Consider the following 10,680-nt stretch of genomic DNA (forward strand, 5'->3'; position numbering starts at 1 on the left):
GGATCACAACCATGGACAGAAATCCCGACCTTTCGAAGGCCTCGCGGCCCAAGCCCAGGATCCGAGCTGCGCAGTATGTGCGGATGTCGACGGAGCACCAGACTTATTCCCTTGAGAATCAGAAGGATGCAATCCGCGGCTATGCCGAGGTCATGGGGTACGACATCGTCGCCACTTATGAAGACCCCGGCCGTAGCGGGCTGCACATAGAAGGCCGGCCCGGCCTCAAGAAGCTGCTGTTCGACATTGAACACGGACTCGCCGATTACGAGACGGTCGTCGTCTACGACGTGAGCAGATGGGGCCGGTTCCAAAGCATCGATGAAAGCGCTTCCTACGAATATCGATGTCAGCTGGCGGGCGTGAGGATCGAGTTCTGCGCCGAGCAATTCGCGAACGATGGCACCGTCGGATCCGATGTCCTGAAGGCCATAAAGCGCAGCATGGCGGCGGAGTACAGCAGGATGTTGTCACAGCGGGTCTTTCTGGGCCAGGTGAGGATGGCCCGCATGGGCTTCCACGTGGGCGGGATCCAGGGACTCGGACTAAGGCGCCTGATGGTCGACCAGTCCGGACAGCCCAAGCTCATCCTCGCCCGCTATGAACACAAGAACTTCTCGACAGACCGTGTGATCATCGTACCGGGGCCACCGGACGAGATTGCCACTGTTCGATTGATCTTTCGCCTGTTTGTCAGGTCACGCAAAAGCGAACCTCAAATCGCAAAATATCTGAATGATCGGGGGATCCTGAACGACTTCGGAAGGCCTTGGAAGAGCCATGGCGTGCGCCGCGTCCTGACCAATGAGAAATATATCGGCAACAACGTCTGGAATAGACGCTGCACCAAGCTGAAAACCAAGGTTGCGTACAATTCCCCGGACCAATGGGTCAGGGCGGACAACGCCTTTGAGCCTATCATCAGCCGCCAATTATTCGACAAAGCCCAGCAAATTTTGAAATCGCTCTATCTTCACATGAGCGATGACGAGATGCTGGCAGCCCTACGAAAGCTCTACGAACGGCATGGGAAACTGTCGGGCGACATCATCAACGCAGCGCCCGAATGCCCTTCGGCCTATCGCTATAGCGCGCATTTCGGAGGTCTGCTCGGAGCATACAAGCTGATCGGTTGCCTGCCGCCCAGAAAGTCTCATTTCATCGAGATTGACAGGCGCCTCAGGGGCATCCGCCGTCGCGTTGTGGAAGACCTGCTCGTCGCGATCGACATGGCAGGCGGCCGCGCTTCCCAGGCCCCTGAAACGGAGAGCATCCGCATCAATGGCGAGTTGACCGTGGCGCTCGCAATCGCCAGGTGTCGCGTTTCGCATTGTGCCTATCCCCGCTGGTCTTCGAGGGCCGTGCGAGAGGCCATGGCGGATATTTTCGTCTTGATCCGCATGCAGCCGGGCAATCTGATCATCCGCGATTACCTGATCGCGCCGATGCATGAAATCGTCGGGTTCAAGGGTGATTTCCATGTCAACAATGGAATGAAGCTGGATGCGTTTGTTTTCCGATCGCTTGATCCGCTCGTTGCGCTGGCCGAGCGAACGTTCGTCGGGAGTGCAACATGACGGTGCGCCGCACGGTTTTAGGTTTGGAAGCCGCAGACCGCCTTTTACAGAATAACCGCGCAAGGCACGCTGCGCTTTTGGAAAAGATGCACGAGCCCAACAGGTGGTTCACCGGTCCCTGGCTGTGCAAAACCTATCAGGTTGAATGCCAAAGAACGCGGGACATGATCGCAGAAGCGATTATCCCTCGGCATCTTGTGGAGACGATCACCGAGGCATTTCGACATCCGATCAAACAGGAATCGTACCGTCGTCTGCTATCGGTCGAATGCCTGGCCTCCGTGCCGAAGGCCCTGACCGAAGGGCCTACTTTGGACCTGCTCGCGGAGAGTTCCGCGCCAAGGCCGCTGGTCAATGGAGTTTCTCCCGAGGTGATCGAGCTTTTGCAGGATTGGAATGTGCCGCCACAGGTCTTCGCGTCCTTGCGCAAGATGGTTCCGGAAAGGCAGCTCAAAGCGGCAAGGCTCATGATCGCCCTGAAGAGAGTGAGCTTCCACTATGCGCAACTCCTCGCAACGCTTACTCCGGCGTCGCAGTTGGTGGATCCCTACAGGCCGAGGAAGAAGTTTGTCGGGGTGACAGCCGACGAGCTGGCTATCATGGAAGCTGAATTTGATTTGCTGAACGATGAATTTCTCTTCTGCGCCAGCCTTCGTGGCACCTGGGCGCTGGAGTTGATCGCGGCGCGGCTCTATCTCGACCGGGTGATGGAAAACGCGCGGGTGGTCAGACACCTTGCGCGGGATTTCCCGCAGCAGCTCGCAAGGTTCCAAACGATACTGGACATTCCAGCAGGTCAGGTAGCTTTGCCGAGCCAACCAGTCAAAACCGGACCAAGGCGCATGCATTTTGTCTTCTGAGGTGGCGCCTTCAGGTCGCAAGCGCCCGGCCACCACCCTCAGCCTCTCGGGAGGCTATGTATCTCCATCCGAACCGGCCCACCCTTGTTGCAACTCGTGCAAAAAAGGGCGCGCTCGACCGTGCTGAACAGAGCGTTTTTGCCATAGCGCCGGATCAGCCCTTCGGGCTTCACCTCGGCACGGTGCGAGCAGCTGATGCAGTGGGCGCGCAGAACGTGCCAGCTGCGCAGATCGCCCAGGGCAACATCCAGTCCGGGGTGAACGCTTCCGTCTATGATGGTCTGCGGCGGGAGCTTGACCTCGCCTGGCGTCAGAACCTTCTCCATGACATGGCGGCTGTTGTAGTGGATCAGCAGCATGCCGGGCCGGCGCCGCATCGCGGCGTGCCAGGCAGCCATGCTGACGGCAAAATCCGACGAGCGGCTGATGGTTTCGAGAAGCGTCTTTTCCTCCTCGCTATCCCAAACCTCGATGCGGTAGTTGTCTTCATGGCGGGTGCTCATGTTGGCCGCGCCTTGTGCCAGCCGCGCGAGAAGCCTGATGAAACCGCCACGCGCGAAAGCGCCAACTCGTGCTCGAGCACGGAATTTCTGGCGAGCACATGGAGCAAGGCGACCACGGCGTCGCCGCCGGCCGCGGCGATCGCCTGCTGGGCCGCCAACTCCAATTCCGACATGGCTTCGCCGGCCGGCGCGTTCTGGCGCTTTCCCATAGGCTTTCCTGCTTAGAGGCTTCTGAAATAAGGAACATATTCCTCTGCGGTCAAGAGCCGCTTGACTATTTTGTTCTCATTTCGTTCACTGCTGGCAGGATAGCCGCATGAGTGGCGTTATGCGGCAAACGCCGGTTGGCTAGCTTTCGTAGCAGGACAAAAAGCTATGTGTGGTCGCTACACCCGATATCTGCCGTGGTCGGAAATCCACCGGCTCTATCGCTTGACGGCGCCGGCCGAGACCGGCCGCAACGACGAGCCGCGCTACAACATCGCGCCGACACAGGACGTGCCTTTCGTGACCGCCGGCGACGACGGTAATCACCGCCTGCGCGAAGGACGCTGGTGGCTCGTTCCATTCTGGGCAAAGGAGATGCCCAAGGCGGCCATGTTCAACGCCAGGATTGAAGGCGTCGATACGGCCCCAGCCTTTCGGGACGCATTCAAATCAAAGCGGTGCCTGATACCGGCTGACGGCTTCTATGAATGGACGATCTCGCCGGCCGACGGAAAGAAGGATCCCTGGCACATCTACCAGCCGGACCACGCGCCGTTCTCGTTCGCCGGCCTGTGGGCTTACAATTCGAATCTAGACGTCACCAGTTGCACCATCATCACCGAGCCCGCCGGCGAACCGATGAAGAATTTGCATGATCGGCAACCGGTCATTCTCGACCAGGCTTATTATGACTTATGGCTCGACCCGGCCACGCCAACGGATAGCCTCAAGGACATCCTCGGCCACGACCTCGACGGGCAGCTTCAGTTCAACCGCGTCGGCCGCGAGGTCAATTCGACGGTCGTCAACAAGGAGCCCAACGACCATCCTGCCCTGGTCGGGCCGATCAATCCGCTATGAGCGACGAACCGATCAAGCTTGCCGAAGGCATGGCGCCGGCTCCGCGAGACCGCACCAGGGTGCTGGGCCATTTCTGCGCGCATCAAGGATGCGCCCAGCATGCCGGCTTCGGTTTTGCGCGGCCGCGCCAGCGGCCGACCTGGTTCTGCTTCGATCACAAGGCCGATGGAGAGCAATACCTTTAGGAGCGCTGATGTCCGATCGTGTGTCGCTAGCTCCGAGTCATTTGACTGCGATGATGCATCGCTTCGAAGATCACTTCAAAGACGCTGAAGACCTCTTCATTGATCTCGTCCGCACCGATGCCGGCCTCGTTGGCGGCCTTCATCATCTGATCCGCGAGGTCGCTGGCTGCGATCCGATCGCCGACCTTGGCTGCGAGCAAATTGCCGTCCAGCCATTCGTTCAGGAAGTTGATGCCGCGAGCGCTCATTCGGGCAAACCGGGCTCGTGGTGCACGATGGCGTCAAGGATCGTCTGGTAAAGGCTCTCGGTGTCGTCCTCGAGGTCATCGCGCGTGAGGCCGGCGGCTTTGCTGTCAGCGACGAGCCGATTCGTCAGGTCGTCGATCGAGATGATGTCGGCGTCTACCGTCTCGGGGACGTGGGTGCTCAGCCAATGGTGCAGGAAGTCCGTGCCGCGTGTGCTCATGCGGCGATAAGTTCGATGCGAAAGTTAGGTTCCAGCGCTCGGGGCGGCGACAGCGGCCTGATCTGCTTCCGCTTCCGTTTGATCGTCTTGCCGATCGCGCCAGCTAAAGGTCTCAAATGTCTGGTAAAAATTAACGGATCGCCCACTTTAGTTGTTAACGCACCTGCAACGCGCGGCGATATATTAGGGTTTTCTTAGACAATAAGGCAGGGGTTTAATACATGCAAAATGCACTTGCTCGCTTCATTCGCGACAACTCTGGCGCGACCGCCATCGAGTATGGCTTGATCGCCGGCCTCATCGCGCTTGCCATCGTCACCGGCGCGGGTGCGCTGGGAAATTCAATCAATGCGAAATTCACGAAAATCGGCACGACGCTCAACAGCAGCGGCTCCTAAGAAGCGAAATTCAAGCCGAAGCCCCATTTCAAGCTGCGAGATTGATTGGTGCTCGCGGTCGATCACAACGTCGCGGACTCCAATCCGGGTCCGACGCGAACATTAGCAGCGTTGTAGGCGGAATCAATCTTTGTTCGCCGTCTGTTCACAGTGTGTTTGAGGTGTCACGTTGCTGAATGATTTGAAGCACTTGCTACGTTCATTCCTTCCGTGTGTAGCTGAACCCTAACGACTTGCCCCTGCAATTCGGGCAGCGAACCGTTGGCGCGAGGTCAGATGCCATCGCCGACGGCCGTGGGTGTTGCGCCATTGAATTAAATCGAGCTTCACTGTGTGACCGCATCGAGCGCAATGGGCCCTGAGCTCCATGCCTGCATCGATCAGGCGTTGAAAAGTCCATCTCATCCAAACTCGTACTCATTGATCGTTTAAGTGTGTACGGTTTGGCGCTTATATGGTTTCGGTGAGGGCGCGGACAGACTGTCGCAGACGTTCGCGCGAATGATTGGCCTGCCAGCGAACAGGTCGAAGAAAAGCCCGCCAAGTGGCGGGCTTTCCACACCGGCCCCGAGGGCCAGGAGAGTGCTATCAAAGCCTCGAGGTCGGCTTTTCTCGCTCAGCGACGTGCGATCAGCAGACAGAGCTGCCGCAGGTCGCAGACATAGTTCCCGTCACTGCTGAGGACATCAGCGCAGCGCTTTTTCATGCGTGCCAGCTTGCCGTCGGACATTTGCGGGCCTTTTTCCTACTGAGCACCGAACACGAAAGGCGACCTGCCCGGTTTGAGGGGGGTCGCCGTGACAAGAGTGTGGATAGCCGCGTTCGTTTCATTGGCTTAGCGGAACATAGTGTTGGCAACAGCGTTCAGGCCAGAGGGAGCCTCAACAGCGGAGAATGGCCGTGAAGACGATGGCGTGCAAAGAACTCGGCGGGAAGTGCGATCAGGAACTTTCTGCGAAAACCTGGGACGAGATGGTCAAGAAAATGACCAAACACGTTATGGACAAGCACCCGGACGTCGCTAAGAAGATGGCAGAAATGCACGAAAAAGATCCGGAAAAGTGGGGCAAAGAGATGAAGCCAAAATGGGACGCGGCGCCCACAACTTGACACAACGGCTTCAATACGAATTTCGCGGACCTTCTGCTGCTGCTAGGCGCGCACCCTCTTGACGCCGCGATCACCGCTGCGCTGCTCGCCGGCATCTGGCGCTACAGGATTCTGTCGGCACGGCAGGCTCGTCGAGAAAGGCCCCCGCCTTTTTACTAGCTCCCGACGAGCCGTGCGCCGCTTACCCCCGGATGGCAAACGCTGTCGCAGTCAGCCTTGCTCGTCAAGCGACTATTCCGTTCGCGTGTCGTTAGCCCAATCAGGTGGCGACAATGTCACATTCGGTGGACGCGTACGAGTGCGCAACCGCCATCCGTCTCATTCATCCTAGCGCCGCTTCTCTTTCGGCGTAATCGCCTGCACGCGCACCTTGTCACCGATCTCCTGGGCCATACCGAAGGCCACCCGCATGTCCTCGGTGGTAAGCACTGTGCGCCAGCGCGGCTTCTCGAAGACGCTCACGATGTACGTTGTGGCCGGCTTGTCAGTCATTTACCCTTGGGCAGTTTCAAGGTCGCCGCCCAAAAATGTTCGATCATTTGGAAATCCTTTCCAACCGACGCATCGGGGCGCGATAAGGAAAGGTTCCGTTGGCTCTACACAGCCGTAGCTCCATCCCTAAGTCTGAATTCGAAATAGCGTGGGCGAAACCGGGTTGGCAGCGTCACGACAAGATCAGTGACTCTTATCCACTTGGCGCAATTACCTCGCAGGGTAAACCTTTGTCCTAGCGCCTTCTCTGCCGCCTCGAAGGGGGTTCGCCCTTCGGCGTCGCACGTCGAAAGAATGGACTCACCGTCCATTTCTTCCACGCGGTAATTCTTCATTAAGTTGCCTCAGCCATCCCGCGACGCTGAAGCTATTGCAATATTAGCTGCGGCTCAACCTTCCCGCTTCGCTACCCTGCCGTTGGCGGGCGCGCCGGCCCAGTCAGCGGCTCGTTCGATATAGGCTATCGGACCTCCTCATCGATCTCCTGTCCCATATTGGGGCGCATGGTTCGGCACGGCAATTGCTCCGAGCGCTCTGTTGTGGCGTGGGGGCGCTACTTCCTATTTTCGCGGCAACAGGAGGTAGACGATGCGGATACTGGTAGGACCCGCTAAACGAGAAGGCGTTTCCCGAACGATTTTCCATAGACCGCTGGGGGGCGTCGATTTCCGATCCGAAACCGATGGAACGGTGGTCCTTTCGATCAATGCTGACGGTATCTATGCAAATGGTTCGCAGTACCGATACCGGATTGAGTTCACGACTGATGAACTTAAGACGCTTTCGACAAGACCGGCAATGGTAGGACAATGAAAACGTAACTCGTTCTCATGGACGCGCCGACCACATGACGTAACGGAAAGACTCAGCTATGTCTGAGGTGCGGCGGACCTGAAAGAGGACCGTCTGGCCGGCGCCATTCAGGCAAGCTCCCAGCAGAAGCGCGCCGGCCTTCTTTCAGTGCCTTAATATTTCATGGCTCATTGATCAGCCGCTTGATCTTCTTACCTTGATATCCGTAGTCGTCGACCAGCTTCTGGCAGACCGGCGAAAGCGGTTCCGGCTTCGGGCCGCCGGGTCCCGGCCCGCCGGCTGTGGCCATGGCCATGTCGCCGTTTGACTTCAGCGCGGCACTGATGTTGCCCTCATTGTCCAGTTCCGTCTGCAGCATCTGCAGTCTCGGAAGATTGATGGATAGCGTCGGGCAGCCATTCAGCCCGTCCATCGCCTCCGAAATCTGCTTCCTTACTTTATCGGCTTTAGTCGCGGCGAAGCACGGCGTCACCGTCATGCAGACCATCAAGGCCACGACAACTGCGGTTTTCATCGCACTGGTCCCCTATCCCGCGAGATTGTGTCGCACCTTCGCTTACGCGTCAACGCAGTGAGGCCCCACCGCCCTTGCAGATCCTACTAGGCCGAAGCAATTGCTTCGCGTAAGCCTGACACTAGAAATTTTCGCTCGACGAGAGCATCATTGCTTGGATCAATTAGTCGTTAGTTTCCGGCGCTGATGGAGAGGAAGATTCAATGCAGAAATCAGCCGAATTGTTGTCGCATATTGGCGCTCAAATCGATGCCGCGAAGCTGCATATAGCTTCGATGGACAACTTCACTCTCCGCGCGCTACGGACAAACCTGCCCTTGCGCCCGGCTCCTGGTACTGCGGAGATGGTAATGTTGCTGCTCGTCTTCCGAGAGGCTGAGCGCCGGGAATTAAGTTTAGACAAGACAGCAATCCATTAAAGAAGGCATGATCAGTCTGGAAATCGGTCGCTTGCAGGCCGCTTACCGATAGCCTCGTCATCTACCTCAGCTTCCATCTGGTCACTTACCGGCTTGGCCTTCACGCCACCATCGAGCGGAACACCGTCGAAGCCTTGGAGCCAAGCTGCCGCGAAACTCTGCCAATAGTCGGGAACGACGCGCAGTTGCCCGTCTCTGCTGGCTTGGGCACCGTACATCCACGCGTAGGTTTCGCGCTCTTGATCCTTCTTAGCTACAGCCATGGTCAGCGCCCCAATGGTTGCTTCGAATGCGAAGCGAGTTCGACCTCGTCGACAATGCCTGCCATGTAGTTGGCGAGAATTCGGGATGCGATCGTTTCACGCACGTCCGGAGGTTGACCATCCAACGTGAGCTTGTCGAAGACCCTTCCAAGCAGCGCCAGTTCGGCTGCGTCGAATATGCCGACCTCAGTCGCCCTTCTCTGAATTGGCATAGCTTTCCTCCCGGAAATCCTGGAGCGAAGCATGCCGCAAGTCTTCCTCGCCACGCAAGTGCTTAACCCGGCCAATCAAGCCGGGCTTCACCCACTGTGTGGCAGGCCGCTTCATTCCCTTTGGCGCCGGGCCGGCATGCTCCTGGACACGCTTCCATAGACGGTCGCGGATCGCACCTTTGGAATTGATGAAGGCCGAGCCGACATACTTTCCCGTCTTGCGGTCAGCCATCAGCGCAAAGGCAGGCTTGCCCACCTCGCGTTCAACGCCAAGCAGATCGTATTCCTCGATCGCGTAGCTCTTGATCTTCAACCATGCGGTCGACCGGCCGCCGCGATATTTGCTGTCGCGCTGCTTCGAGACCATGCCTTCAATGCCGGCCTGCTCGATGAGGTGGAATATGGCCTTCGCCTCACCGGGCATCGCCTGGCTTAACTGGATGTGGTCGCCCGGCTCGATGATCCCCTCAAGAATCTCGCGACGATCCTCCAAAGCCATATCTCGCAGGTCATGACCATTGAGGTGCAGCAAGTCGAAGGCGACGAAGTAGAGATCCTGCTCGCGCCGCGTGATCGCCTTGCGCAATGCTGCGAAGTCAGACAGGCCCGCCGTGTTCAACACCACGATCTCGCCGTCTATGATGGCGTTCTGTATCCCCAGCCGCTTCGCGGCGTCTACCAGGTTGCGATATTTCAGCGTCCAGTCGTGGCCGTTGCGCGTGAAGATGCGCACGTCATGGTCGATGATGATCTGCGAACGGTAGCCGTCGAACTTGATCTCGTGAATCCAGTCGTCGCCTTCGGGAGGCTTGTCGACGCGGGTCGGCAGCAGAGGCTCGATGAACGCTAAACGCATAAACTGACTCACGAAAACGCGACTCAATTAGCTTGCGCTGAAATAGTTCCGGAACTTTTACCCTGGCACGCGGTTCGAATCGGTCATGAAGAACGATCCCGAAGGCCGAGCAGCATTGCAATTGATCAGGGCCACGATTGAGGAGCACTGCCCTCCGGGCGTGCTGCCAAGCGAGGAAGCGGTGAACGGCACCCACGGCCCTGGCCTGCTCGACGAGGCTGAAGCGCTGGCCGCCGCGATCGTCGCCACTGTCGAGAGGCTGCAGCTGCAGACGACCGTGAAGCCGCCGGCGCCGATTATCAGAACCAGCGCCTGAAACGCAAAAGCCCGCCGGCCGAAGCCAGCGGTCTTTGATTTATCAACAAAACTAGGTGGCAGAGCAGTTCGATACGCAAACCGCGACAACCGCGCTGAGCTTCTCGCGCTTTACCAGTGCAGGCTTCACATAGATCTTTTTCATAGGATATTCCCCGCTTTTCCCTCAAAGGCGCACATGCCCTGCGTCGGCGTCACCTGTCAACCGCCAGCGATGGCGCGCGGCTCGCACACGGCAAGCGGCGGCAAAAGTTTCAAGGAGTTTCGCACCTTTATTTTGGGAACATGCGTGCAAAATCGAGGTTGGCCTATCAGTTCGCAATCAAGCGACGGTAGGAGACTTAGAGATGGTAAGAGTTCTCGCAGCAGCAATCTTGACCCTTGGCCTGGTTGGCGGGGCAATGGCGCAAACAGGCGGCGGATCGGGTAACGGGACTGGCGGCAATGGCACGGGTGCCAACGGCGGAGCCACCAACAGCGGCAACACCAATGCCGGCACCAACAATGCCAGCGGTTCCGATCAATCTGGCGCTATGGACAAGTGCAAGAACGGCGCCGGCGGCACAGCCACGACGACCGAAGGCGATACAACCAAGCAGGAAGCCCAGAACTGCCCAAAGTGATTTGAG

Annotated in this window: 18 protein-coding genes; 9 read left to right on the forward strand and 9 right to left on the reverse strand. The window is 58.1% G+C overall.

Annotated features, from left to right (window positions below):
- Positions 1-11 precede the first annotated feature (11 nt).
- Positions 12-1,577, forward strand: a complete 1,566-nt coding sequence (locus tag ACZYHG_RS26285; RefSeq protein ID WP_464611025.1) for a recombinase family protein — start codon at positions 12-14, stop codon at positions 1,575-1,577.
- Positions 1,574-2,437, forward strand: a complete 864-nt coding sequence (locus ACZYHG_RS26290; RefSeq protein ID WP_464611026.1) for a plasmid partitioning protein RepB C-terminal domain-containing protein — start codon at positions 1,574-1,576, stop codon at positions 2,435-2,437. The genes ACZYHG_RS26285 and ACZYHG_RS26290 overlap by 4 nt, the downstream gene beginning before the upstream one ends.
- 38 nt (positions 2,438-2,475) lie before the next feature.
- Here ACZYHG_RS26290 and ACZYHG_RS26295 read toward each other — a convergent pair whose 3' ends face one another.
- On the reverse strand, positions 2,476-2,940 hold the full coding sequence (locus ACZYHG_RS26295; RefSeq protein WP_464611027.1) for a hypothetical protein: 465 nt from the start codon (positions 2,938-2,940) through the stop codon (positions 2,476-2,478).
- Positions 2,937-3,149, reverse strand: a complete 213-nt coding sequence (locus tag ACZYHG_RS26300) for a hypothetical protein (protein WP_464611028.1) — start codon at positions 3,147-3,149, stop codon at positions 2,937-2,939. The genes ACZYHG_RS26295 and ACZYHG_RS26300 overlap by 4 nt, the downstream gene beginning before the upstream one ends.
- Before the next feature lie 166 nt (positions 3,150-3,315).
- On the opposite strand from ACZYHG_RS26300, the gene ACZYHG_RS26305 reads away from it, so the two are divergent.
- On the forward strand, positions 3,316-4,008 hold the full coding sequence (locus ACZYHG_RS26305; protein ID WP_464611029.1) for an SOS response-associated peptidase: 693 nt from the start codon (positions 3,316-3,318) through the stop codon (positions 4,006-4,008).
- Entirely contained in the window at positions 4,005-4,193 is a 189-nt protein-coding gene (locus ACZYHG_RS26310; RefSeq protein ID WP_464611030.1) for a hypothetical protein, read from the forward strand. The genes ACZYHG_RS26305 and ACZYHG_RS26310 overlap by 4 nt, the downstream gene beginning before the upstream one ends.
- A 26-nt stretch (positions 4,194-4,219) precedes the next feature.
- Here the strand turns inward: ACZYHG_RS26310 and ACZYHG_RS26315 are convergent, their stop codons facing one another.
- Both ACZYHG_RS26315 and ACZYHG_RS26320 read right to left on the reverse strand, forming a co-directional pair.
- On the reverse strand, positions 4,220-4,441 hold the full coding sequence (locus tag ACZYHG_RS26315) for a hypothetical protein (RefSeq protein WP_464611031.1): 222 nt from the start codon (positions 4,439-4,441) through the stop codon (positions 4,220-4,222).
- The gene (locus ACZYHG_RS26320) at positions 4,438-4,659 is read right to left on the reverse strand and encodes a DUF768 domain-containing protein (protein WP_464611032.1); all 222 of its coding nucleotides are present in this window, start codon (positions 4,657-4,659) and stop codon (positions 4,438-4,440) included. The genes ACZYHG_RS26315 and ACZYHG_RS26320 overlap by 4 nt, the downstream gene beginning before the upstream one ends.
- A 221-nt stretch (positions 4,660-4,880) precedes the next feature.
- Between ACZYHG_RS26320 and ACZYHG_RS26325 the strand changes: the two genes are divergently transcribed.
- Positions 4,881-5,057, forward strand: a complete 177-nt coding sequence (locus ACZYHG_RS26325; RefSeq protein WP_464611033.1) for a Flp family type IVb pilin — start codon at positions 4,881-4,883, stop codon at positions 5,055-5,057.
- A 909-nt stretch (positions 5,058-5,966) separates the two neighbouring features.
- A complete protein-coding gene (locus tag ACZYHG_RS26330; RefSeq protein ID WP_464614795.1) occupies positions 5,967-6,167 on the forward strand; it encodes a DUF1059 domain-containing protein in 201 nt (66 codons plus the stop codon).
- Between the two features lie 327 nt (positions 6,168-6,494).
- Here ACZYHG_RS26330 and ACZYHG_RS26335 read toward each other — a convergent pair whose 3' ends face one another.
- The gene (locus ACZYHG_RS26335) at positions 6,495-6,659 is read right to left on the reverse strand and encodes a hypothetical protein (RefSeq protein WP_464611034.1); all 165 of its coding nucleotides are present in this window, start codon (positions 6,657-6,659) and stop codon (positions 6,495-6,497) included.
- A 973-nt stretch (positions 6,660-7,632) separates the two neighbouring features.
- A complete protein-coding gene (locus tag ACZYHG_RS26340) occupies positions 7,633-7,986 on the reverse strand; it encodes a hypothetical protein (RefSeq protein WP_464611035.1) in 354 nt (117 codons plus the stop codon).
- Between the two features lie 203 nt (positions 7,987-8,189).
- On the opposite strand from ACZYHG_RS26340, the gene ACZYHG_RS26345 reads away from it, so the two are divergent.
- Entirely contained in the window at positions 8,190-8,405 is a 216-nt protein-coding gene (locus ACZYHG_RS26345; protein WP_464611036.1) for a hypothetical protein, read from the forward strand.
- An 11-nt stretch (positions 8,406-8,416) separates the two neighbouring features.
- Here ACZYHG_RS26345 and ACZYHG_RS26350 read toward each other — a convergent pair whose 3' ends face one another.
- Genes ACZYHG_RS26350 through ACZYHG_RS26360 form a run of 3 tightly spaced genes read right to left on the reverse strand, consistent with a single transcriptional unit; the run spans position 8,417 to position 9,736 of the window.
- Positions 8,417-8,668 carry a hypothetical protein gene (locus tag ACZYHG_RS26350; protein WP_464611037.1) on the reverse strand — a complete coding sequence of 84 codons (252 nt, stop codon included), beginning with the start codon at positions 8,666-8,668 and terminating at the stop codon, positions 8,417-8,419.
- A 2-nt stretch (positions 8,669-8,670) separates the two neighbouring features.
- Positions 8,671-8,880 (reverse strand): hypothetical protein, encoded by a 210-nt coding sequence (locus tag ACZYHG_RS26355; protein WP_464611038.1) that lies wholly within the window; start codon positions 8,878-8,880, stop codon positions 8,671-8,673.
- On the reverse strand, positions 8,855-9,736 hold the full coding sequence (locus ACZYHG_RS26360) for an ATP-dependent DNA ligase (RefSeq protein ID WP_464614796.1): 882 nt from the start codon (positions 9,734-9,736) through the stop codon (positions 8,855-8,857). The genes ACZYHG_RS26355 and ACZYHG_RS26360 overlap by 26 nt, the downstream gene beginning before the upstream one ends.
- Before the next feature lie 85 nt (positions 9,737-9,821).
- Here ACZYHG_RS26360 and ACZYHG_RS26365 point away from each other — a divergent pair, with 85 nt between their 5' ends.
- On the forward strand, positions 9,822-10,052 hold the full coding sequence (locus ACZYHG_RS26365; RefSeq protein ID WP_464611039.1) for a hypothetical protein: 231 nt from the start codon (positions 9,822-9,824) through the stop codon (positions 10,050-10,052).
- Between the two features lie 346 nt (positions 10,053-10,398).
- Positions 10,399-10,674: a hypothetical protein gene (locus ACZYHG_RS26370; protein WP_464611040.1), complete on the forward strand. Its 276-nt coding sequence runs from the start codon at positions 10,399-10,401 to the stop codon at positions 10,672-10,674.
- Positions 10,675-10,680 lie beyond the last annotated feature (6 nt).

It is taken from the genome of Mesorhizobium subarcticum, assembly GCF_055456085.1.